We start from the raw sequence: 22,022 nt of genomic DNA, 5'->3' as shown, positions 1-22,022 counted from the left end.
CGTGGCTGCTACAGAATGTGATGCACGCATCACGCACTGTCGGGGGGTCTCATGAACGTCACGTCGATCGGCGCTGCCGCAGCAGGGGTCATGGCCGCGCTGAGCCTCACCGCCGTTCCAGCCCGTCCGCAGACCGCCACCTCCCTCGCCGGCGTTCCAGCCCGGCCGCACGCCGCCACCTTCCTCACCGGCGTTCCCGCCCGTCCGCAGACCGCCACCTTCCTCACCGCCGCTCCGGCTCAGCCTCGCACCATGGCCCTCCTTCCGGCCGCGCCCCGCGCCGTCACGCTGGCCTGCGACGTCGGCACACCGCCCGGCAGCCCGCCGACGTTCGTGCCGGCGCTCACGCTGATGCCGGGCCAGGTCACCGTGCGCGGCGCCCTGTGGCTGAGCGGCTGTCACGGCTCGCGCCCCCGGCTCCGGTCCGCCTGGATCACCCTGCGCGCCACCGGCCAGGCCTCCTGCGCGGGAGCCCGAGGGCTGCGCGGCGTCGCCACCATCACCTGGTACAACGCGGCGGGCCGCCCGATCGGCAGCTCCAAGCTGCGCACCCGGGGCGGTGACCTGGCGGACCGCAGCGCGGGCGGCGGGCTGCTGACCGGCACGGTGACCAGCGGCCCACTGGCGGGCCGGCGATCACGCGGCGGCATCACGTCCGCTGACAGCGTGCTCGCCTGTGCCATGCGCGGCACCGGCGCGATCTCCGGCGCGGGCCGCGTCACCTTCGGCTGAACGCGCCGAACGGGTCCGCGCGCGCTGGATCGACGTCATGCAGGATTGAACAATGGAATCTGCGCGCGCCAGTGTCCCGCGAGCGGCAGGGGCAGCATGACAGCCGTGAAAGAGCTGGCCGACAAGATGCACCGCACTTTCTTCAGGACGCTCTCCCTGCTCTCCTCGCGGGGGCAGGGAGCCCTGCTGCGCCGCTACTTCGACTGGTGGCACCGTCGCCCCGACCCGTGGAACATGGGCACGGACGCCTACGAGCAGGCCAAGTACGCCGCCACCCTCGCCCAGGTCCCCGCCCACCCCTACCGGCGCATCCTGGAGATGGGTTGCAGCGAGGGCGTCTTCACCCAGCAGCTCGTCCGGGCCCACCCGGATGCCCACGTCACGGCGGTGGACATCTCCGAGCGGGCCCTGCGGCGGGCCGGCGAGCGGGTCGCGGAGGCCGCCGGCCGGACACTGCTGGTCTCGGCCGACCTGCTCACCTTCGCCCCCGAGCACCGCTACGACCTGGTGTTCTGCTCCGAGACGCTCTACTACATCGGCCGCGGTGACCGGCTGCGCCTGGCCAGTGCCCAGCTGACCGGCCTGCTCGCCCCCGGCGGAGTCCTGGTGCTGGTGCACCCCTGGCCGGAGGCGAGGAGGCTGCACCGCTTCGTCGACGCCAGTGCGAGGGTGTCGCGGGTGAGCGAGTTCGTGGAGACCTCGGCGCACCGGCCGTTCGCCGTCTCGGTCTATCAGGCTCCCGGCCAGGCGGCGGGTTCGGCGACCGGCTGAGCCGGTGGAGGCGCGGCGAGGGCCCGCCGGCGCAGGGCCGAGGCCAGCACGACCGTCCCCAGCGCCGCCACGCCGAGCCCGGCACCGATCCAGGCTACCGGCGGGTAGCCGTGGCCGGCGCCGATCGCCAGCCCGCCCAGCCAGGGGCCGACGGTGATGCCGACGTTGAAGGCCGAGACATTGACCGAGGCGGCGAACGTCGGTGCGTCCTGGGCCAGCGTGAACACCCGGGTGTTCAGCGCGGGGTTGATGCCGAACCCGAACGCGCCCAGCAGGAAGATCAGCGGTACGGCCAGCCACGGGACGCCCGCGGTCATGGCCAGCGCCCCCGAGATCACCGTCACCCCCGCCAGGCCGGCGTACAGGGAGCCGAAGGGGCGGGCGTCGGCGGTGCGCCCGCCGATGGTGATGCCGATCAGCGAGCCCGCGCCGTACAGCGCCAGGACGCCGGGCACCCATGCGGGCGCGAGCCCCGTGGCCTCGACCAGCATCGCGCTCAGATAACTGAAGGTGACCAGCATCGCCGCCGTGGACAGCGCGGTGGTGCCGTAGGCGAGCCAGAGCCGGGGAGCGGCCATGGCGCGCAGCTCGTCGCGCAGGGAGGAGACGCGCTGTGCGGGACGGCCGCCGGGGACGGTGGCCAGCACGCCGACTGCGGCGAGCGCGGACAGTCCCGCCACCGCCCAGAACGCGGCCCGCCAGTCCAGGGTCTGCCCGAGCAGCGTGCCCGCGGGCAGCCCGAGCGTGGTGGCCACGGTGAGCCCGCCCGTCACGACGCTCATCGCCCGGCCGCGGGCGTCCGCCGGAACGAGACCGACCGCGGTGACCGTCGCCACCGCCCAGAACCCCGCGTACACGAACGCGCCGGCCACTCGCGTGGCCAGCAGCGTCCCGTAGTCGGGAGTCAGCGCGCCGATCACGTGCGTGACGGCGAACACCGCCATGAACGCCAGCAATGTCGTACGGCGCGGCCGGCGCAACGTGACCACGGCCAGCACCGGCGCGCCCACCAGCATCCCGACGGCGAACGCGGAGATCAGCAGCCCCGCGTCGGGCACGGACACGCCGAGGTCGGCGGCCATCTCGGGAAGCAGTCCGGCGAGCATGAGTTCGGAGGTCCCCTGGGCGAAGATCGCCAAGCCCAGGATGTAGACGGCCGGTGGCATCAGGACTCCAAGTTTTGGATAGATCAGTACATAATGAGGACAGCGAAAAACCGGAAGCCGGTGTGGAGGCCGGCACAACCCGGCGCCGAGGTGGGGAGCAAGCAGAACCGGCGCCGGTGCGAGAAACCCGGTGCCGGTGTGAAGGGCCGCGAAAGCCGTCGTCCGCGTCAGAAGGCGGTGAGTGCCGTGGTGGCGATCGCCTCCAGTGCGGAGCGGTCGGCGCCGCCGCGCGCCACGACGCGCATCCCGCTGACCGTCGCGACGAGGAAGTGCGCCAGGGTGGCGGGGTCCGTGTCCTGGCCGAGCTCCCCTCGGTGGTGGGCCAGGCCGATCGCCGCCCGCAGCGCCTCCAGGCGGCGCTCCTGGTCGCGCTGGAGGCATGCGGCGACCTCCGGATCGTGCGGAGCCAGCTCCACCATGCTGTTGACCACGAAGCAGCCGGTCGGCTCGTCGTCGTCGCCGTCCACGATCTGCCACAGCAGGACGCGTACCTTCTCCCGGATCGGCAGGTCCCGCTCCAGCAGCTCGAACAGGCCGGCGTTCTTCCGCGTCATGTAGTGGCGCAGCGCCCTGTCGTACAGCTCGCGCTTGCTGGCGAAGGTGTTGTAGATGCTGCTGCGGCCCAGTCCGGTGGCCTCGCACAGGTCCTGTGTCGAGGTGGCCTCGTAGCCCGCGTCCCAGAACGCGCGCATGGCCGCCTCTACCGCCCGTTCCTCCTCGAACTTCCTCGGTCGCGCCATACCCGGTACCGTAACACGTTTTGAAACGAGCAGTCCAATACTGTTCGGAGGGCCGTAACGCGATGGTCGCGGGTCAGCCGAGGTCGCGACGGCGGAGCACGGCCAGCCCCGCAGCGGTGAGCCCGGTGGCGACGGCGGCCAGCAGGACCAGCGGCGTCACCGTGAACTCGGCGACCGGCAGCCCAGGGGTCTGCGCGAACGGCGACACCCGCAGCACCGACGGGTCGACGCGCAGCAGTTCGACCGCGAACTCGAGCGCGAGGCACCCGCCCAGCGCGGTGTAGGCGATGATCGCGGCGAGCCGTGGCAGCAGACCGTACGCCAGCGCCGCGACGGCGGCCAGCACCAGGACCGAAGGCAGCCGCGTCAGGCTCGCGCCCAGCAGCCGCGTGATCTCGCCGCCCGGATCCCCCGTGGAGAGCCCGTGGACCAAGCCCATCCCGAGGCCGAGCCCGGCGAGCACGATCCCCGACCCGGCGGCGACGAGGGCCAGGTGACCGCCCGCCCAGCGCAACCTGCCGACGGGCCCGGCCAGGACCGCTTCGGCGCGACCGGAGGTCTCCTCGGCCCGCAACCGCAGGGTCGCCTGAATCGCGTAGACCGTGATGACCTGGCTCATCAGGTAGATGGCGAAGGCGAAGAAGCCGTCGGCGGGACGGCCACCGCCGCCCATCCGCTCGATCAGCCCTCGGAGAGCCTCGCTGGCGTTCAGCTGTTCGGCGGCGCTCCGCGCCACGCCTCCCAGGCCGGCGCCGAAAGCGGTGAACGCGACGGCCCAGGCGAGCAGTGTGCCCCGCTGCAGCCGCCAGGCCAGGGCGAGCGAGGTGCGCAGGCCCGGCGTGGCGTGCGCGGGGCCGAGCCGGGGAGGGAGGACCCCGGCGCCCAGGTCCCGGCGTGCGGAGATCCGGTACGCGACGGCCACCAGCAGCAGGACCAGGCCGACGACGGGCAGGAGCGGCCACATGTGGTCACCGGCGAAGGGCCGCATCCGCTGGGTCCAGCCGAACGGTGACAGCCAGGACGCCCAGGCGCTCCCGCCGACGTCCGCGACCGCGCGCACCGCGTACAGGACGCCCATCGCCGTGACGGCGATGCCCGCGGCGGTGCGGGAGGTGTCGGTCAGCTGGGCCGTGAGGCCCGCGAGCGCGGCGAAGACCCAGCCGGCGGCGGCGACCGACAGCCCCATCACCAGCGAGCCCCGCGCGGGCAGGCCCTGGCTCATCAGCCCGAGTGCCACGACCAGGGCGGTGACCAGGTTGGCGGCGAACGCCACGGTCAGCGCGGCCGTCAGCGCCGCGTGCCGGCCGACCACGGTCGAGCCCAGCAGTTCGGCGCGGCCGGCCTCCTCCTCCGCGCGGGTGGCGCGGATCACCAGGAGCAGGCTCGCCAGCGCGATGAGCAGGGCGGCCTGCCCGCGGACGCGCCACGCGGCGAGCCCTCCGGCGGACGGGTCGTAGATCGGGCCGATCATCATGAGCTGGGTCGGGTCGCCGTTGGTCGTCTGGAGGAAGACCTGACGTGCCTCCTCGGTGGGATAGGCGCCGGCCACCGAGCTCGCGACTCCGATCACGAGCAGCGCCACCAGCCCGAACCAGGCCGGCGCCCGCACCCGGTCGCGTCGCAGGATGAGCCGGATCAGGCCGCCGGTGCCGGTGAGGGTGCTCATCGCCGTACCGCCGCGTGCTCCGCGGTCGCGCCCGCCGGAGCGTCCTCGTAGTGGCGCAGGAACATCTCCTCCAGCGTCGGCGGCCGGCTGACCAGGCTCCGCACGCCGACTTTCACGAGCTCGGCCAGCAGCGCGTCCAGCGCGCCGCCGTCGACCTGGCAGCGCAGCCGGTCGCCCTGCGTCCACACGTCGTGCACGCCCGCCGAGCCGGCGAGCGGGGGGACGGGGCCGTCGAGCTCGGCCGTGATCGACGTGCGGGTGAGGTGGCGCAGCTCGGCGAGCGTGCCCGTCTCCACCGTGCGGCCGCGCCGGATGATGCTCACCCTGTCGCACAGCGCCTCGACCTCGCCCAGGATGTGGCTGGACAGCAGCACCGTGCGTCCCTTGCGCCGCTCTTCCTGGATGCTCTCCTGGAAGACCGTCTCCATCAGCGGGTCGAGGCCGGAGGTGGGCTCGTCCAGGATGAGCAGCTCGGCATCCGAGGCCAGCGCCGCGATCAGGGCCACCTTCTGCCGGTTGCCCTTGGAGTACGCGCGCCCCTTTTTGCGCGGATCGAGCTCGAACCGGTCGAGCAGCTCGGCCCGGCGCCGGGGGGAGAGCCCGCCGCGCATCCGGCCGAGCAGGTCGATCGTCTCACCGCCGGACAGCGTCGGCCACAGGGTCACGTCGCCGGGCACGTACGCCAGCCGGCGATGCAGTGTGGTCGCCTCGCGCCATGGATCGCCGTCCAGCAGCCGGGCCGTGCCGGAGTCCTGGCGCAGCAGGCCGAGCAGGATCCGGACGGCGGTGGACTTGCCGGCCCCGTTGGGACCGAGGAACCCGTGCACCTCGCCGGCCCGGACCGTCAGGTCCAGCCCGTCGAGTGCCCGTGTCCGGCCGAAGGTCTTGACCAGGCCGGATACGGAGATTACTTGTGACATGATGTGCAATGTACATGGATTTCACGAAATTCGTGAACTATCGGAAAGCTGTAGCCTTGGGCCGGCAGAGACGAACGCGCAGAGGTGTGCATGACCGGCAGGGCTGACGACGGGAGCGGCGTGATCGAGACAGGTGGCGGCGGGCCCACGGCCGACGGGCTGCGGTTCCTCGAACGCTTCGCCCTGATCATGTCCGACTCGGGTTATCCCCGGATGGCCGCCCGCGTGCTCGCGGCGCTCCTCATCGCCGACGACGGCCGGCGTACCGCCGCCGAGCTCGCCGACGTGCTGCAGGTGGGCCCGTCGGCCGTGTCGGGGGCGGTGAAGTACCTGATGCGGGTCGGGATGGTGACCCGCGAGCGCGACCCGGGGGAGCGCCGCGACCATTACCGCGTCGACCAGGCGGCCTGGTACAGAGCGGCGGCGTCGAGTGACGAGGTGTTCCGCCGCTTCGAGGAGGGCGCGCGCGACGGGGCGGAGGTGCTGGGCACGGACACGCCCGCGGGCGCCCGGATGGACGAGACCCGGCGGTTCTTCGCCTTCCTCCGCAGCGAGGTGCCCCAGCTGCTGCACAAGTGGAACGAGGTCAACGCCCGATCCGCGCAGGAGTAGCCGTGCTGGGCGTCGTCGCGCGGAGGCTGGCCGGAGTCGTGGCGGGGACGGTCACCGGCGCCGCCGAACTGCTCCTCCTCGTCCTGGCCTGGCCGCTCAGGAAGCGCTGGACGGCTCCGATGGTGGCGCTGGAACGGGCGCGGCTGCGGGTCCTGTTCGCCCAGGACAGCGACCCGGGCCCGGCCGGGCCCGGGTACCTCGCGCTGCGCGGGCTGGCCGGGCTGCTCGGCGGCTACCTGGCGACGTCCCTGCTCTTCCTCGGCCTGCTGTTCCTGGCGGGGGCCGGCTGGGCGGCGCTGACGGGGCAGGTCATCCCCGTGTCGCTGCACTTTCCCGGCATCCGCCTGATCACCGAGACCCGGATCGTCGGCCTCGTCTCCGGCCTCTTCCTGATCGGGGTCGGCGGGTTCTGCTGCCTGGGCGTGGTGGCCGTCGAGCGGCGCCTGGCCGCCCGCTTCCTCGGCCCCGGTACGAGCGAGCGGATGCGCCGGCGGATCGCCGAGCTCACCACGAGCAGGTCCGGCATCGTCCGCGCGGTGGACGACGAGCGGCGCCGGATCGAGCGTGACCTGCACGACGGCGTCCAGCAGCACGGCGTCGCCCTGGCCATGCTGCTCGGCCGCGCCCGCCATGACCCCGGCGCCGCCGCGGACCTGGTCGGCCAGGCTTACACCGAGTCCCGCCGGCTCCTGGACGAGCTGCGCAGCGTCGCCTGGCGCGTCTACCCGACCGCGCTCGACGAGCTCGGCCTGCGCAGCGCGCTCGCGGGCGTCGCCGAGTGGTCCAGCGTGCCGGTGACGATCCGGTACGGGCTGGCCGGGCGGCCCGTCCCGGAGGTGGAGACCGCGCTCTACTTCGTGACCAGGGAGGCGATCACCAACGCGGTCAAGCACGCCCAGGCCCATGACATCCTGGTCGTCCTGACCGAGGACGAGCGGACGGTGAGCGTGGTGATCTCCGACGACGGCCGGGGCGGGGCCGACCCGGCCGGCGCCGGCCTGTCCGGCCTCGCCCGGCGGGTGCTGGCGCTCGACGGCGTCTTCGAGGTGACCGGCTCCGAAGGCGGCGGCACCCGCGTGCGCGCCACCCTGCCGAGGCAGGCGCCGTGCGGCTGATCCTGGCCGATGACGCCGTGCTGCTCCGCGAGGGCCTGGCCGTGCTGCTGCGCGAGGCGGGCCACGAGGTCGTGGCGGCGGTCGGCGACGCACCCGCGCTCATCGAGGCGGTCGGCGCCCACCGTCCCGACGTCGCCGTCGTCGACGTGCGGATGCCGCCCGACCACACCGACGACGGCCTGCGCGCCGCGCTGCGCATCCGCGAGGACCGGCCCGGCGTGGGCGTGCTCGTCCTGTCGCAGTACGTCGACAAGACGTACGCGGCCCAACTGCTCTCCGGCGAGACCGGCGGGCTCGGCTACCTGCTGAAGGACCGGGTCTCGGAGGTGGCCGAGTTCCTGGAGTCGCTGGAGCGGGTCCGCGCCGGCGGCACCGTCATCGACCCGGAGGTGGTCCGGCAGCTCCTCGCCCGCACCACCCACACCGACCCGCTGCGCACGCTGACCGGACGGGAGAGCGAGGTGCTGCGCCGCCTGGCGCAGGGCTACACCAACGCGGCGATCGCGGCCGGCATGCACGTGTCCCTGAGCACCGTCGAGAAGCACATCAACGCCATCTTCGACAAGCTCGACCTGCCGGCCACCCCCGCGTACAGCAGGCGGGTGCTGGCGATCCTCCGCTATCTCGACGGCTAGCCCCGTCGCCCCGCCCGTGCGTGCTCTTCGGCGGAGGTCTCGTACGGGGCGCTCGATCAAGCGACAGAACAGCGGCGCGGATCAGCGGGGCTCGGCCGCCTCGCCGGGGTAGGCCGCGTCCCACCGCTGCCGGGCCGCCGCCATGGCGTCCTTGTGCTCCCTCGACCAGCCGGCCAGCCGCTCGATCGTCTCGGCCAGGCTCCGGCCGACCGGTGTCAGCCGGTACTCGACCTGCGGCGGGATCGTCGGGTACGCCGTCCGCTCGACCAGCCCGTCCCGGCACAGCCGCCGCGTCGTCAGCGTCAGCATCCGCTGGGAGATGCCGGGGATCGCCCGTTGCAGCTCCCTGAACCGCCGCACGCCTTTGGTCAGTTCCACCATCACCAGCACCGTCCACTTGTCGCCGAGCCGGTCGAGCACGTCGCGGATGCCGCAGTCGTCATCCCCACACGGCCCGGGGGCCTGGGGGGTTACCTCCGTGTGCGCGACTGACATGAAAGTGCCTCCTTACAGCGGGTGCCAGGACGCCCCCATGCTGGGCGTCGGTCACCCTTTCGGTCACCTCGCACATCAACAACAGGAGTGGTCTCATGATTCTCGTCACCGGCGTGTCGGGGCGACTTGGCGGTGCGGTCCTCGCCGGACTGCGGGCAGCGGGCGGACTGGCGACGGCCGGGGCCAGCAGCTCCGGTGACGGCGCCACGGCGCGGCTCGCCGACTTCGACCGGCCGGAAACGCTGGCGCCGGCCTTCGCGGGCGTGGACGTGCTGGTATTCGTCTCTGCGGGGTACGCCGAGGACGACGTCGTCCTGGCCCGTCACGGCGCCGTGGTGCGGGCGGCCACCGCCGCCGGCGTCCGGCACGTGATCTACACCAGCCTGGCCGGCTCGGGGGAGCGGCTCACGATCGCGCTCGCGCACCGCTGGACCGAGGCGCGACTGGCCGAGGCGCCCTTCGACGTCACGGTCCTGCGCAACGGCCTGTACGCCGAGATTCCGGCCGGGCTGGCCATGGCCGGAGCCGCTGCGGCGGCGGCCGGCGGGGTGTTCACCGCGCCGCTCGGCGACGGGCGGCTGTCGGTCGTCGCCCGCGACGACCTGGCCGCCGTGGCCGTGCGCGTGGCGGCCGAGGCGCAGGCGGACCTGGCATCCGGGGCCTCGGGGGCGTCTGGGGCCCCGGGGGCATCGGGGCGGCACGTGGGGCGCACGTACGAGCTGGAGGGCGTGGAGGCGGTCGGCGGGCGGGAGCTTGCGGAGGCGCTGGCCGAGGCGCTCGGCCGGCCCGTCCAGTACCGGCCGGTGCCGCTGGGCGAGGCGCGGGCGGCGCTGACCGGGCTGGAGCCGTACCAGGCGGGGCACACCATGTCGACGTTCTCCAACATCGGCGCGGGGCTGCTGGAGGGCCGCGGCGGCCACCTGACCGCGTTCCTGGACGCGCCGCGGCCGGTGCGCGGCCTCGTCGTGGCGTCGGTCCAGTCGGCCCTGGCAGGTCAGCGCTGACCCGCGCCTATCATGGACAGCGATCTCTGAAAGGACTGAGCGGGTTGTCGGACGAGCGGGCCCTGCGGGCTGACTGCGCGAACTGTTTCGGGCTGTGCTGTGTCGCGCTGCCCTTCGCCGCGTCCGCGGACTTCGCGGTCGACAAGCCCGCCGGGCAGCCGTGCGGCAACCTTCAGGCCGACTTCCGCTGCGGCATCCACCGGCGCCTGCGGCAGGAGGGCTTCTCCGGCTGCACCGTCTACGACTGCTTCGGCGCGGGCCAGAAGGTCTCCCAGGTCACCTATGAGGGGCGGGACTGGAGGCGGCACCCGGAGACCGCCGAGCGGATGTTCGAGGTGTTCCCGGTCATGCGGCAGCTTCACGAGCTGCTCGCCTACCTCACCGAGGCGCTGGCCCTGCCGGCCGCCCGCGCGATCCACGGTGACCTCCGGTCGATGCTGGACGAGACCGAGCGCCTGACCCGCCGAGGGCCGGCCGACCTGCTGGAGCTGGACGTCGCCGGGCATCGGCAGCGGGTCAACGTCCTGCTGCTGCGCACGAGCGAGCTCGTCAGGGGCGGCGCGGGCCGCCGAAAGAAGGACCGCAGAGGGGCCGACCTCATCGGGGCCGCCCTCAGGGGCGCCGATCTGGCCGGGGCCAATCTGCGCGGCGCGTACCTCATCGGGGCCAATCTCAAGGGCGCCGATCTGCGGCGGGCCGACCTCATCGGGGCCGACCTGCGGGGCGCCGACCTGAGCGGGGCCGACCTCACCGGCAGCGTCTTCCTCACCCAGTCCCAGCTCAACGCGGCCAAGGGCGACGCCGCCACCCGGCTCCCGCCCGCGCTCACCCGTCCGGAGCACTGGGCTTCCTGAGCGGGGGGCCGGTCAGGCGCCCCGAAGACCGGGACGCCTGCCGGACGGCCGCTACTGCGGCATGAGGACCTTGTCGATGACGTACACGGTGGCGTTCTTCGTCGGCACGTTGCCGCAGACCACCTTCGCGTCGTTGACCGTGAGGTCCTCGCCCGAGCCCTTGGCGGTCAGCTCGCTGCCCCCGAGGGTGGTGAGAGTGGCGTCCTCCAGGTCGGCCGGCTCGTTCTTGCCCTCGACCACGTGGTTGTTGAGGACCTCGGTGAGCTGCTGCTTGTCGGCCATCAGCTTGTCCCGCGTCTCCTGCGGGATCGCCTCGAACGCCTCGTTGGTCGGGGCGAACACGGTGAGCTCTTCGGCCGAGTTCAGCTTGTCGGCCAGGCCCGCCTGCTCCAGCGCGTCCGCCAGCGTGGAGAGCTCGCTCACCTCGGAGACCGCGGTCCCGACCGGCTGCTCGGCGATGCCGGCGAGGGAGCTCTCGATCGCAGAGCACGCGGGGCCGAACGGGCTGGCGTCGGGTGAGGGAGCGGGGGAGAATGCGGATGCGCTCGTGGTGGTCATTGTGGCGGTCAGCGTCATGGCCGCCGCCAGAAGAAGTCGTTTCACCATGGTCTCCTCGGTTCGATGGAGCCGTCGGCGTTATGCCTCGCATCCAGTCTCCGGAGGCGTCGAGAAGCCTGGGGTCGCATCTATCCCAAAAGGGGATAAAGAGCACCTGCCGTCGGTCTTGAACGGATCCGGATCCGAGAAAGACGGTTTCGGGAGGTGTGACGAATGACGCGATGCCTGGTCACAGGCGCGACCGGTTACATCGGCGGACGGCTGGTCCCCGAGCTGCTCGCGGCGGGACACGACGTCCGCTGCATGGTGCGCTCGCCGGCACGGCTGCGCGACCTGCCCTGGGCGGGCCGGGTCGAGATCGCCGGAGCCGACGCGGGCGACGCCGCCCGCACGGCGGACGCCCTGCGGGGGATCGAGGTCGCCTACTACCTGATCCACACCATGGGCGGCGGGAAGGGCTTCGAGGAGGCCGACCGGATGGCCGCCCGCGGGTTCGCCAGGGTCGCCGAGGCGGCGGGCGTACGGCGGATCGTCTACCTCGGCGGCCTCACCCCTGGTTCGGGCGGGCACCTGTCGCCGCACATGAGCTCACGGGCCGAAGTCGGCGAGATCTTCCTCGGGTCCGGGGTGCCGGCCGTGGTCCTGCGAGCCGCGATGATCATCGGATCGGGGTCGGCCTCCTTCGAGATGCTGCGCCACCTGACCGAACGGTTGCCGGTGATGACCACGCCCCGCTGGGTGCGCAGCCGTACGCAGCCCATCGCCGTCCGCGACGTCCTGCGCTACCTCGTCGCCTGGGCGGACGTCCCCGGCGAGGTCGACCGCGCCTTCGACGTCGGCGGCCCCGACGTGCTCACGTACGCGGACATGATCCACCACTACGCCGCCGTCGCCGGCCTGCCGAGACGCCTGATCATCCCGCTGCCGATGCTGAGCCCGGGGCTGTCCAGCCACTGGGTCGGCCTGGTCACCCCGGTGCCGGCCACCATCGCCCGCCCTCTGGTGGAGTCGCTGCGCAACCCGGCGGTCTGCCGGGAGCACGACATCGCGGCGTACGTGCCGGATCCGCCGGACGGGCTGATCGGCTTCCGCGAGGCCGTCACGCTGGCCCTGCAGAAGATCAAGGAGGCGGACGTGGCGACGCGGTGGTCGTCCGCCTCCACGCCGGGCGCGCCCAGCGATCCCCTGCCCACCGATCCGGGCTGGGCGGGCGGCAGCCTCTACATCGACCGGCGCCGCAGGCTCGTCGACGCGCCCCCCGAGGCGCTGTGGGAGGTCATCGAGGGGATCGGCGGCGAGAACGGCTGGTACTCCCTGCCCGTCGCCTGGCGGATCCGCGGCGCGCTCGACCGGCTGGCCGGCGGGGTGGGCCTGCGCCGGGGCCGGCGCGACCCACGGCGCCTGCGGGTGGGTGACGCCATCGACTTCTGGCGGGTGGAGGAGGTCGAGCGGGGACGCCTGCTGCGCCTGCGCGCCGAGATGAGGCTCCCCGGACTGGCCTGGCTGGAGCTGAGCCAGAGCCAGGAGGACGGCCGGACGGTCTACCACCAGCGCGCGGTGTTCCACCCGCGCGGACTGCTCGGCCATCTCTACTGGTGGCTGATCTCGCCCTTCCACGGCATCGTCTTCGGCCGGATGCCGCGTAACGTCGCGGTGGCGGCGGTCCGTCGCGCCGCGCGATCCCGTCCGCACCCCGGCCCGCATGACCGGGGCGCGCGAGAACGCACGTGAGGCCGTGGCCGGACCGCCACGACCGGGATGCGGGGACCGGGATGCGGGCCGGCGCGGCTCAGACGGCGCGGCTCAGACGGCGCGGTGATACTGGTCGGGCCGGCGCGTCTGCACGCCGAGCTCACGCGCCGCCTGGAGCGGCCAGTACGGGTTGCGCAGCAGCTCGCGGCCGAGCAGGACGGCGTCCGCCTGGCCGGAGGCGAGGATGGACTCGGCCTGGCGCGGGTCGGTGATCTCGCCGACCGCGGCCACCGGCAGGTCCGTCTCGGCCCGCACCTGATTGGCGAACGGCACCTGGTAGCCGGGCCCGGTGGGGATCCGCACGCCCGCGGCGTTGCCGCCGGTGGAGACGTCCAGCAGGTCGACGCCGTGCGCGAGCAGCTCCTTGGCCAGGCGTACGGTGTCCTCCCCGGTCCAGCCCTGGCCGTCGGGCAGCCAGTCGGTGGCCGAGACGCGGAAGAACACCGGCAACTCCTCGGGCCAGACGGCGCGTACGGCGTCCGCGACCTCCAGCGCCAGACGGATGCGGTTCTCGAACGGGCCGCCGTAAGCGTCGGTGCGGCGGTTGCTGTGCGGGGAGAGGAACTCGCCGATCAGATAGCCGTGCGCGCCGTGGACCTCCACGACCTGGAAGCCCGCACGGCGGGCGCGCTCGGCGGCGGCGGCGAAGTCGGCCACGACGCGGTGGATCCGCTCGACCGTCAGCTCCTCGGGCACCGGGTGGCCGTCGGCGAAGGGGATCGCGCTCGGGGCGACCGGCCGCCAGCCGCCGTCGGCGGCGCTCACCGGCCCGCCGCCGAGCCAGGGCCGGTCGGTGGAGGCCTTGCGGCCGGCGTGCGCCAGCTGGATCCCGGGCACGGTGCCCTGCTCGGACAGGAACCTGGTGATCCGGGAGAACGCCTCCTGCTGGGTCTCGTTCCACAGCCCGAGGTCGGCGGGGCTGATCCGGCCCTCAGGGGAGACGGCGGTGGCCTCGGCCAGGATCAGCCCGGCGCCGCCCACCGCCCGCGTCGTGAGGTGGGTGAAATGCCAGTCGTGCGGCACTCCGGCCGCCGGGCCGTCAACGGCGGCCGAATACTGGCACATCGGGGCCATCCACACACGGTTGGGGATGGTCAGCGACCGCAGGGTGATCGGGTCGAACAGCACGGGTCCTCCTAGGCGAGCTTTGTACGACACTTAACGTACTACGAGAAATGTCAAACTACGAGACCTGTCGTACTATTGCTGGGGTGAGAGTACTGGAGCATCCGACGTCCGAGGAGATCCGGCTGGAAGCGGTCCTCCACGCGTTCGCCGACCCCGTGCGACTGGAGGTGGTGCGCTTCCTCGCCCAGACCGGCAGGGAGGTGTCCTGCTCGGAGATCGACCTGGTGGTCAGCAAGTCCACGGGCACCCACCACTTCCGCGTCCTGCGTGAGGCCGGGGTCATCAACCAGGTCTACCGGGGCACCGCGAAGATGAACTCCCTGCGCCGTGACGACCTGGACGCGCTCTTCCCCGGCCTGCTCGACAGCGTCGTCGCCGCCACCGCCAGGCAGCGGCCGGCGGTCGAGGCTTCAGCCCATCGGTGATCTCGCTCGACGGTCCGCTGATGGTCGTACGACGTGACTACGACGTGGGTCGGTGCGCCGGCTCCGGGGGCTCGTAGGGCCGGCCGAGCATGGCGCACAGGTCACGCAGGCACTCCTCGAAGACCGGCTCGACGTCGGAGTAGGCGAAGCTCAACTGGTTGAGCACCTCCATGCACAGCAGCCCGTACAGCCTGATCCAGCACGACAGGAAGACGTGCGCGGCCTCGGGCGGCAGGCGCCCGCCGAGGCCGGCCGAGTAGGCCCGCAACTGGTCGCGCAGCGAGGGAGGCAGGTCTTCCAGGTCGGGGACGGGGAACGGGCCGCTGTCCCAGAGCTCCGCCACCTGCTCCAGGAAGACCTGCTCGAAGGCGACCCCGGCCTGGTGCTCGGCGGACTCGGGGCGGCGCTTGCCGGGCGCGGGGGCGGGCCGGGCGAACAGCCAGCCGAACTCCGCCGGGTGCGAGACGGCCCAGGCGCGCATGGCGCGGGCCGTGGCGAGCAGGCGCGAGATCGGCGAGGAGAGGCAGGCGTCGCGGACGGCGCGCATCTCGTCGGCGAGCTCCTGGTAGAAGCCGGCGGTCACGGCGCCGATGAGGTCGTCGAGGCCGGAGTGGTAGTGGTAGAGGGCGGGGCCGCTCATGCCCACCTCGCGCGCGACCGCGTTGATCGTCACCGCCGAGGAGCCCTGCGTGACCAGCAGTTTCCGCGCTGCGGCGTGGATCTCCGCGAGCGTGCTCCGCCGCAGCCTGTCCCGCCTGCTGGAGGCCTGTGCGGTCATCGTCCTCCTTCTGTCGTCCGGTTGACATCCTAACGACCCTATGTTTGCTTAATGGCTCTAAGCTAGTTTAGAGCCTCTAAACAGGGAGTCGCGACATGAGGACCGAACGCCGTAACCCGCTCGCCGGCGCGTTCGCCAAGTACGTCGCCGGAGCGACCGTGGCCGAGGTGGGGATGGTGACGCCGGCGATACGCCGGATCCGGCTCGTCGCCGATGAGCCGATCACGCTGCCGTACACACCGGGGCAGCACGTGCGGATCCAGATCAACGACCCGCTGTCGCTGCGCGGGCTGCTACGGCCCGTCGAGACGCTGCGTACCTACACCATCTGGGACTACAGCCCCGCTGAGCGCGCGATCGAGCTGCGGATCCACCTGTACGAGGGTGACGGCATCGGGCTGCGGTGGGCGCGTGCGGCCGGGCCGGGGGATCCGGTGACGTTCTGGGGCCCGCAAGGGGACTTCCACCCCCGGCCCGCGCCGTTCCACCTTTTCGCGGGGGAGGAGACGGCCACTGCGGCGTTCGGGCCGATGATCCGGGCTCTCGGGCCCGATGCGGAGGTCTACGGGGCGCTGGAGAGCGACACTCCGGACAACGAGCTGCCGATCCCCGGGCCGTACCGGCTGCGCCGGGTGCACCGGGGCGGCGCCCCGGCGACCGGCTCACAGGCCCTGCTGGCGGCGGTGGCGGCGCTGGACCTGCCCGGCAACGCCGGTGCCGCCTACCTCGCGGGGGAGGCACGCACCTGCCAGCTCATCAGGAACTATCTGGTCCGTGAACGGAACTGGCCGCGAACCTCGATCACGGTGAAGCCGTTCTGGGCCCCGGGCAAGCGGGGCCTGCACTGAAGCGGCGCGTCAGGGCAGCCGGCCGACGAAGGCGAGAGCCTGCTTGAGCAGCACGCCCTGGCCGCTGGTCATCTCCTGCTGCACCATCGGCGAGGCGGCCTCGTCAGGGGTGAACCACTCCAGGTCGAGCGCGTCCTGCCGCGGCCGGCAGTCGCCCCGCACCGGCACGATGTAGGCCAGCGAGACGGCGTGCTGGCGCGGATCGTGGAAGGGCGTGACGCCGGGAGTCGGGAAGTATTCGGCCACGGTGAACGGCACCGGGGAGGCGGGCAGGCTGGGCAGCGCCACCGGGCCGAGGTCCTTCTCCAGGTGGCGCAGGAGGGCGTCGCGGATCCGCTCGTGGTAGAGCACGCGCCCGGAGACCAGGGCACGGCTCACGCCGCCGTCCTGCGCGATGCGCAGCAGGAGGCCGAGGCGAGTCACCACACCCGCGTCGTCGACCCGCACGGGCACGGCGTCCACGTAGAGGATCGGCATCCTGCCCCGCACCGATTCCAGCTCCTCAGGAGCGAGCCAACCGGGCACGGTCTCGGTTATTTCGGTCACCCGCTGATCGTACTTGCCGCCGGGCCGTGAACCGCGATCGGGACGCCGCCGATCTCGGCGATCTTCACCCGCGGTGGTCGCGGAAGAACGCCCGGACGTCACCGGTCAGCAGGTCCGGCACCTCCATGGCGGGGAAGTGGCCGCCCCGGTCGAACTCCGACCAGTGCTCGATGGCGTTCGCCGGGTCGATCAGCGCGCGGACGCTGAAGTCGGCGGCGAACACCGCGACGCCCATCGGCGGGCCCGCGTGCGCCTGATCCTGACCCGACCCGGCCATCCGCGCGTACCCGCGCATCCCCTCGTACATGGCGTTGGCGGAGGACGCGCCCGACCTGGTGAACCAGTAGAGGCTGACGTTGGTCAGCAATTGGTCGCGGTCGACGGGCTCGTCCGCCGGGCCGGACCACTCGGCGAACTTCTCGGCGATCCAGGCGAGCTGCCCGGCGGGAGAGTCGGTCAAGCCGTACGCGAGCGTCTGGGGGCGGGTCGACTGCAGGTGCAGGTAGCCGAGTCCATGGCTCTGGAAGTCGTTGAACCGCTCGGCCCGGACCAGGTCGGCGCCGGACAGCCCGTCCAGGTCGACGGGACCGCCCAGGGGGTACGGCCCCGGTCCGTTGATGTGCACGCCGGTGACCTGGTCCGGCGCGACCATGGCGAGCAGCATCGCCACGCCCGACCCCACGTCGGTGCCCTGCGCCGCGTACCTGTCGTAGCCGAGGCGGGCCATCAGCTCCGCCCAGGCCCGCGCGACGTGGAACAGGTCGCCCCCGGAGGCGTCGCCCAGCGGCGACAGGCCGTACCCCGGCAGTGACGGGATGACCAGGTGGAAGGCGTCGGCCGGGTCGCCGCCGTGCGCCCGCGGGTCCGTCAGCGGGCCGATCACCTTGAGGAACTCGATCGGCGAGCTCGGCCAGCCGTGCGTGAGGATCAGCGGGAGCGCGTCAGGCTCCGGAGACCGTACGTGCAGGAAGTGAATCCGCCGGCCGTCGATCTCCGTGGTGAACTGCGGGTAGGAGTTGAGCTCGGCCTCCCGCTCACGCCAGTCGAAGGAGGTCCGCCAGTGGTCGGCGAGTTCCTTGACGTGGTCCAGCGGCACGCCGCGGCTCCAGGCGGCTCCCGGCGCCTCGTCGGGCCAGCGGGTCCGGGCCAGCCGGTCGAACAGATCGTCCACGTCGGCCTGCGGGATGTCGAGGTGAAAGGGGCGGATCTCGCTGTTCTCGGTCATGGGAACACCGTAGGAGGCATTGCGGAAAGGATCGTTCCGCATTTCAGGAAGTGTCGGTGGGCGTTGGTAGAACGGCGGGAGAGGAAGGAGAAGACGATGGATCGTCCCCGAGTCATCACGCACAACAGCGCGGCCGTGGACGGCCGCCTCGCGCTCTCTCCGGGCACACCGATCATGTTCGATGAGCGCTGGCCCTCGTCCGGTCAGGACGGCTACGCCGACATCATGCGCCGGCACCGGCCGCGGATCCTGCTGGAGGGCAGCGGGTCGTTCGTCGCCGGCGGCCACGAGCCGCCGCCCCTGCCGCCCGCCGACCGGCCCGCCGCGACGCTGCTGGGCGACTTCGTGCCCGACGAGATCGCGGCACGGGCCACCAAGGGCTGGCTGACCGTCCCCGACAGCGGGGGCCGGGTGCGGTGGACGTACAAGGAGTATCCCGACGAGGCGTGGGCGGGCTGGCACGTCCTGGTCCTCGCCGCGGCCCGCACGCCGCTCGACTACCTCGCCTACCTGCGCCGCGAGGGGGTTTCGTACCTCGTCGTGGGGGAGGAGCGGGTCGACCTCGGCGCGGCGCTGGCGGCGCTGCGCGCCCGGTTCGGGGCGGAGACCGTCGTCGCCACGGGCGGCGGCAGGCTGGGCGGCGCGCTGCTGCGGGCGGGGCTGGTCGACGAGGTCGAGGTGGAGGTGCTGCCCATGGCCGTCGGGGGGACCACCACGGCCGCCCTGTTCACCGCCCCCGACCTGGACAGGGAGGCCGCGCCCACCGGGCTGCGGCTGCTCGGGGTGGAGGAGAGGCCGGGGGGACGCGTCCTGCTGCGTTACGCCGTCGAAGAATCTACTTTGTAAAGGCGTCGGCGTCGTAGCGCGGGGAGCCACGGCAGAGCGCCGAACAGCGAAAGGATCGACAGCAGCGGGACGCGCCACCACGGTGAGACGACGGTCGGCGGCGGGGCGGGCACGGCGGCCACCCAAGGCCGCGCGGTTTTGGACCAGGCCAGGAACGCGTCCCCGATGGGGAGCAGGCCGAAGGCGTACCGCTTGGTCCAGGGGGTGCCGAGCGGCAGCCCGGCCAGCTCGCCGTAGTTGGCCAGCGCGCCGGCGAGCGGCGCGTCGCCGTGGACCTGGGCGGCGCCCAGGGTGACGGCGGTCGCCGAAAGGCTGATCCCGAGCGGGAGCGGGCCGGAGTCGACGTCGCCGGGTCCGTCCATGCCGTGGGGGTATTCGCGTACGGCAGGGCCGAGGCCCAGGGGCGTGGCGAGGAAGCGGTCGCGGAAGCGGGTGTACTGCTCGCGGGCGAAGGCCGGGTCGATGTCGGCGAGGAAGCGTTGGATGAGGCTCTGCGAGCTGCCCCTGGCCACCTCGACGGGGTCGCCGGTGCCGGGGTCGGCCTGGTGCGGGAGCAGGCCGGTGCGTGGATCGAGCCGCCGCCGCGCCTCCCGGAGCCACCGCTCGGTGGTGCCGGCGAACCGGGGCGGCAGCAGCGTGTCGTGCAGCCGCAGAGACGCGATCGCCACGGTGGAGTCGACCGGCCAGGCCTGGCCCGGGTAGGCGGCCAGATAGGGCGAGGCCGAGGCGCCGAACGCGGCGCCGAGGGCGGCGGAGTCGTCGGCGAAGCGGCGCGCCTCCGCCGGGTCCCGTTGCCCGGCCGGTTGGAGGCTCAGCGTCTGGCCGCGTAGCAGGTTGGTCCAGCCGCGGTGGAAGACGCCGTAGGGAGGGGTGAGGGCCGGGCTGAAGGGGGCGCGGCCGGCAGGTGATTCCAGGCGTGCCAGCGCCCAGCGGGCCTCCCGTAACGCCGCCGACCGCTCGCCGGGCGGTCGCCGCATGCCGAGCTCGGCCCAGGTCAGGCCGTACAGGGCGTGCAGGAAGAAGTATCCCTCGGGGAAGAGCCGCTGCGCGTCGTCGCCGGCTCCGCCGTCGAGTGTGGCGCGCAGGAAGGTGAGCTGCCGCTGGACTCCGGCCGGCTCGCCGGTCGGCCCTGCGGTGGCGGGCACGACGAGCCGCACGGCGCCGGCCAGCGCGCAGAGGCTGATCACGACGGCGGCCAGCCGGCGCGCCCAGCGGGTCGATCGGTGTGCTCGTGACGGGGGCTCGGGCATCCGGTGATCGTATAGGCCGACCTCGGCGGCGGCGAGCCGGTTCGGTGGCGTCAGGCGTCTGGGGCGCTCACCTCCGCTCCTGCACTCTCGCTGGAGCGGGCCTCGCGGCGGCGCGAGAGTCCTCGGCGCGGGGCGCGGGCAGCTGTCCCGGGTCGTGGTCGAAGAGCCAGCCGGTGGCCCGGTCGTAGAAGCGTCCCATGAAGAACGGCATGAAGGTGTCCCGCAGCCTGGTCGCCAGCGGCCCGGCCGTCTTGGCGTCCCGGTTGGCGGCCGCGGTCTTGGCCAGCTTGCCGGTGCGGTCGTGGCGTACCCGGTCGAAGGCGGCCAGGGCCGCCGGGACCTCGCCGGTCGTGGCCAGCGCGCGGGCCAGGGCGACGGCGTCCTCGATCGCCATGGAGGCCCCTTGCCCGGAGCCGACCGGATGGGCCGCGTCGCCGACCAGCACGGTCCGGCCGTCGTGGCGGCGCCTGGCCGGAGCCAGCACGTGCAGCAGGGTCCCGGCGTGCACGCTCGCCCCGGCACGCAGCAGCGCGAGCGCCGTGGGCTCGGTGTGGAACAGCGCGGCCAGCTCGTCGACGCCGATGGCGGCCGGGTCGGCGGGCGGCTCGGCGGAGACGACCTGGGCGGACCACCACACGGTGCCGTCGGGCGCGGGCAGGTGGATGAAAGTCCCTCGGCGGCCGTAGGTCATGGTGAAGCCGGGCGTCCGGTCGCCGGGGCCGGTGCTGGTGCCGGAGACGGAGTAGAGGCCCGCGTAGACGGGGTCGGGGAGCTCGGGGTCGAGAGCGCGGCGGGTGGCGGACCAGATGCCGTCCGCCCCGACGACCAGGTCGGCGCCGGTGACGGCGGGGTCGCGCGGGCCGGTGAGCCGCCGGTCGGTGAGGAGGCGCGCGCCGGATCGCACCGCCTCCTCGCGCAGCGTCCCGACCAGGTCGGCGCGCATCAGGGTGACGCTGTGCAGGGAGTCGCCGGGCCGCCGCCCACGGGGGACGTCGCCCAGGAGCTTGCCCCGGCCGGACCACATGCGCTGCCGTTCGACCGCGAAGCCGGCCCGCTGGACGGCGGGCAGGCAGCCGAGCGCGTCCAGGGAGCGCAGCCCGTTGACGGACAGGCTGAGGAAGGACCCGACGGGCCCCGCCGGATCGTCGTGGGCCTCGTAGACCGTCACCTCGGCCCCGATCCGCGTCAACGCGATCGCGCACGCCGCCCCGGCCACCCCGCCGCCGATCATCACTGCTCGCATGTGCACTCCCTGAATTCGGATTCACCGAATCCTTATTCGGTGAAAACGCGTTCAGTATGATGTGGCCGCGAGATCGACGTCAACTGGAGGACCGGATGAGTGTGCGGAAGGCCAGGGCGGCCGAGACCGAGGCGGCGCTGAAGGAGGCCGCCCGGCGCCAGTTCGTTGAGCGCGGTTATCTGAACACCAAGATCAGTGACATCACGGCCGCCGCCGGCCGGGCCACCGGCTCCTTCTACGACCACTTCACCGGCAAGGAGGACCTGCTGCGCGCCCTGCTCGCCGACATGCGCGACCAAGGCCATGACCTCGCCGCGCCGGAGCACCCGGCGCACGACCTGACCGACCGCGACCAGCTCCGCCAGCACCTGGCGGTGGCCTGGCGGGTGATGCGCGACAACCGGCCGGTCACGATCGCGCTGTTCGAGTCGGCCATCGCCGCCGGGCCGGGCAGCGGCGATTTCTGGCGGCGGCTCGTCGAGGAGACCGAGGTGTTCCGCGACCATTTGGCGCACCTGGAGCGGCGGGAGCATCCGCTGCCAGGCGATCCGACGCTCGTGGGGGTGGCGATCGGCGGGATGCTGTCCATGCTCGCCTACGCGCTGCTCGCCGACGCCCCGGACTCCCGGCTCGCCGACGACGAGGTCATCGACACCCTCACCGACCTCCTGCTGTACGGCCTCGCGGGGCGGGATCCGGCCTGAGGTCCCGCC

Annotated in this window: 24 protein-coding genes; 12 read left to right on the top strand and 12 right to left on the bottom strand. The window is 73.0% G+C overall.

Annotated elements, in window-relative coordinates; all coding sequences use genetic code 11:
- Positions 1-51 precede the first annotated feature (51 nt).
- Both ACIBQX_RS00900 and ACIBQX_RS00895 read left to right on the top strand, forming a co-directional pair.
- Positions 52-732: a hypothetical protein gene (locus tag ACIBQX_RS00900; RefSeq protein WP_396999281.1), complete on the top strand. Its 681-nt coding sequence runs from the start codon at positions 52-54 to the stop codon at positions 730-732.
- A gap of 96 nt (positions 733-828) precedes the next feature.
- Positions 829-1,503, top strand: a complete 675-nt coding sequence (locus tag ACIBQX_RS00895; RefSeq protein WP_396999280.1) for a class I SAM-dependent methyltransferase — start codon at positions 829-831, stop codon at positions 1,501-1,503.
- Here the strand turns inward: ACIBQX_RS00895 and ACIBQX_RS00890 are convergent.
- The 4 genes from ACIBQX_RS00890 to ACIBQX_RS00875 all read right to left on the bottom strand — a co-directional run bounded on the left by ACIBQX_RS00890 (position 1,464) and on the right by ACIBQX_RS00875 (position 5,995).
- Positions 1,464-2,669 carry a Cmx/CmrA family chloramphenicol efflux MFS transporter gene (locus ACIBQX_RS00890; protein ID WP_396999279.1) on the bottom strand — a complete coding sequence of 402 codons (1,206 nt, stop codon included), beginning with the start codon at positions 2,667-2,669 and terminating at the stop codon, positions 1,464-1,466. The two genes, ACIBQX_RS00895 and ACIBQX_RS00890, sit on opposite strands and share 40 nt — an antisense overlap.
- Positions 2,670-2,836: 167 nt before the next feature.
- The gene (locus ACIBQX_RS00885) at positions 2,837-3,409 is read right to left on the bottom strand and encodes a TetR/AcrR family transcriptional regulator (RefSeq protein WP_396999278.1); all 573 of its coding nucleotides are present in this window, start codon (positions 3,407-3,409) and stop codon (positions 2,837-2,839) included.
- Between the two features lie 73 nt (positions 3,410-3,482).
- Positions 3,483-5,075, bottom strand: coding sequence for an ABC transporter permease (locus ACIBQX_RS00880; RefSeq protein ID WP_396999277.1), 1,593 nt, complete (start codon positions 5,073-5,075; stop codon positions 3,483-3,485).
- Entirely contained in the window at positions 5,072-5,995 is a 924-nt protein-coding gene (locus ACIBQX_RS00875) for an ATP-binding cassette domain-containing protein (RefSeq protein WP_396999276.1), read from the bottom strand. Before ACIBQX_RS00875 ends, ACIBQX_RS00880 begins: the two co-directional genes overlap by 4 nt.
- A 90-nt stretch (positions 5,996-6,085) precedes the next feature.
- Between ACIBQX_RS00875 and ACIBQX_RS00870 the strand changes: the two genes are divergently transcribed.
- From ACIBQX_RS00870 to ACIBQX_RS00860, 3 genes are read left to right on the top strand one after another with little or no spacing between them, the layout of a single operon-like run.
- A complete protein-coding gene (locus tag ACIBQX_RS00870; protein ID WP_396999275.1) occupies positions 6,086-6,607 on the top strand; it encodes a GbsR/MarR family transcriptional regulator in 522 nt (173 codons plus the stop codon).
- A 2-nt stretch (positions 6,608-6,609) separates the two neighbouring features.
- On the top strand, positions 6,610-7,722 hold the full coding sequence (locus tag ACIBQX_RS00865) for a sensor histidine kinase (protein WP_396999274.1): 1,113 nt from the start codon (positions 6,610-6,612) through the stop codon (positions 7,720-7,722).
- A complete protein-coding gene (locus ACIBQX_RS00860; protein WP_396999273.1) occupies positions 7,713-8,357 on the top strand; it encodes a response regulator in 645 nt (214 codons plus the stop codon). Before ACIBQX_RS00865 ends, ACIBQX_RS00860 begins: the two co-directional genes overlap by 10 nt.
- An 81-nt stretch (positions 8,358-8,438) precedes the next feature.
- On the opposite strand, the gene ACIBQX_RS00855 is transcribed toward ACIBQX_RS00860, so the two are convergent.
- Positions 8,439-8,852, bottom strand: a complete 414-nt coding sequence (locus tag ACIBQX_RS00855; protein ID WP_396999272.1) for a winged helix-turn-helix transcriptional regulator — start codon at positions 8,850-8,852, stop codon at positions 8,439-8,441.
- A gap of 95 nt (positions 8,853-8,947) precedes the next feature.
- On the opposite strand from ACIBQX_RS00855, the gene ACIBQX_RS00850 reads away from it, so the two are divergent.
- The gene (locus ACIBQX_RS00850) at positions 8,948-9,856 is read left to right on the top strand and encodes an NAD(P)H-binding protein (protein WP_396999271.1); all 909 of its coding nucleotides are present in this window, start codon (positions 8,948-8,950) and stop codon (positions 9,854-9,856) included.
- Between the two features lie 44 nt (positions 9,857-9,900).
- A complete protein-coding gene (locus ACIBQX_RS00845) occupies positions 9,901-10,710 on the top strand; it encodes a pentapeptide repeat-containing protein (protein WP_396999270.1) in 810 nt (269 codons plus the stop codon).
- A gap of 51 nt (positions 10,711-10,761) precedes the next feature.
- Here the strand turns inward: ACIBQX_RS00845 and ACIBQX_RS00840 are convergent, their stop codons facing one another.
- Positions 10,762-11,313 (bottom strand): fasciclin domain-containing protein, encoded by a 552-nt coding sequence (locus ACIBQX_RS00840; RefSeq protein ID WP_396999269.1) that lies wholly within the window; start codon positions 11,311-11,313, stop codon positions 10,762-10,764.
- 168 nt (positions 11,314-11,481) lie between these two features.
- Here ACIBQX_RS00840 and ACIBQX_RS00835 point away from each other — a divergent pair, with 168 nt between their 5' ends.
- Entirely contained in the window at positions 11,482-12,999 is a 1,518-nt protein-coding gene (locus tag ACIBQX_RS00835) for an SDR family oxidoreductase (protein ID WP_396999268.1), read from the top strand.
- Between the two features lie 72 nt (positions 13,000-13,071).
- On the opposite strand, the gene ACIBQX_RS00830 is transcribed toward ACIBQX_RS00835, so the two are convergent.
- Positions 13,072-14,148 (bottom strand): NADH:flavin oxidoreductase/NADH oxidase, encoded by a 1,077-nt coding sequence (locus ACIBQX_RS00830; protein WP_396999267.1) that lies wholly within the window; start codon positions 14,146-14,148, stop codon positions 13,072-13,074.
- A gap of 83 nt (positions 14,149-14,231) precedes the next feature.
- Here ACIBQX_RS00830 and ACIBQX_RS00825 point away from each other — a divergent pair, with 83 nt between their 5' ends.
- On the top strand, positions 14,232-14,573 hold the full coding sequence (locus ACIBQX_RS00825) for an ArsR/SmtB family transcription factor (RefSeq protein ID WP_396999266.1): 342 nt from the start codon (positions 14,232-14,234) through the stop codon (positions 14,571-14,573).
- Between the two features lie 37 nt (positions 14,574-14,610).
- On the opposite strand, the gene ACIBQX_RS00820 is transcribed toward ACIBQX_RS00825, so the two are convergent.
- Complete coding sequence (locus ACIBQX_RS00820; RefSeq protein WP_396999265.1) at positions 14,611-15,351, bottom strand: TetR/AcrR family transcriptional regulator; 741 nt, start codon at positions 15,349-15,351, stop codon at positions 14,611-14,613.
- A gap of 95 nt (positions 15,352-15,446) precedes the next feature.
- On the opposite strand from ACIBQX_RS00820, the gene ACIBQX_RS00815 reads away from it, so the two are divergent.
- On the top strand, positions 15,447-16,199 hold the full coding sequence (locus ACIBQX_RS00815; protein ID WP_396999264.1) for a siderophore-interacting protein: 753 nt from the start codon (positions 15,447-15,449) through the stop codon (positions 16,197-16,199).
- Positions 16,200-16,208: 9 nt separating this feature from the next.
- Here ACIBQX_RS00815 and ACIBQX_RS00810 read toward each other — a convergent pair whose 3' ends face one another.
- Both ACIBQX_RS00810 and ACIBQX_RS00805 read right to left on the bottom strand, forming a co-directional pair.
- Positions 16,209-16,745 (bottom strand): NUDIX hydrolase family protein, encoded by a 537-nt coding sequence (locus ACIBQX_RS00810; RefSeq protein WP_396999263.1) that lies wholly within the window; start codon positions 16,743-16,745, stop codon positions 16,209-16,211.
- Between the two features lie 64 nt (positions 16,746-16,809).
- Complete coding sequence (locus ACIBQX_RS00805; RefSeq protein WP_396999262.1) at positions 16,810-17,970, bottom strand: epoxide hydrolase family protein; 1,161 nt, start codon at positions 17,968-17,970, stop codon at positions 16,810-16,812.
- A 96-nt stretch (positions 17,971-18,066) separates the two neighbouring features.
- Here ACIBQX_RS00805 and ACIBQX_RS00800 point away from each other — a divergent pair, with 96 nt between their 5' ends.
- Positions 18,067-18,816 (top strand): dihydrofolate reductase family protein, encoded by a 750-nt coding sequence (locus ACIBQX_RS00800; RefSeq protein WP_396999261.1) that lies wholly within the window; start codon positions 18,067-18,069, stop codon positions 18,814-18,816.
- Here ACIBQX_RS00800 and ACIBQX_RS00795 read toward each other — a convergent pair.
- Together ACIBQX_RS00795 and ACIBQX_RS00790 are read right to left on the bottom strand one after the other, a co-directional pair.
- Entirely contained in the window at positions 18,789-20,066 is a 1,278-nt protein-coding gene (locus ACIBQX_RS00795; protein WP_396999260.1) for a hypothetical protein, read from the bottom strand. The two genes, ACIBQX_RS00800 and ACIBQX_RS00795, sit on opposite strands and share 28 nt — an antisense overlap.
- A 67-nt stretch (positions 20,067-20,133) precedes the next feature.
- Complete coding sequence (locus tag ACIBQX_RS00790) at positions 20,134-21,309, bottom strand: FAD-dependent oxidoreductase (RefSeq protein WP_396999259.1); 1,176 nt, start codon at positions 21,307-21,309, stop codon at positions 20,134-20,136.
- A gap of 95 nt (positions 21,310-21,404) precedes the next feature.
- Between ACIBQX_RS00790 and ACIBQX_RS00785 the strand changes: the two genes are divergently transcribed.
- Complete coding sequence (locus tag ACIBQX_RS00785; RefSeq protein WP_396999258.1) at positions 21,405-22,013, top strand: TetR/AcrR family transcriptional regulator; 609 nt, start codon at positions 21,405-21,407, stop codon at positions 22,011-22,013.
- Positions 22,014-22,022 lie beyond the last annotated feature (9 nt).

This window comes from Nonomuraea sp. NPDC049714 (assembly GCF_044465295.1).
Lineage (GTDB): Bacteria > Actinomycetota > Actinomycetes > Streptosporangiales > Streptosporangiaceae > Nonomuraea.
This window is presented reverse-complemented; position numbering and strand designations above follow the sequence as displayed.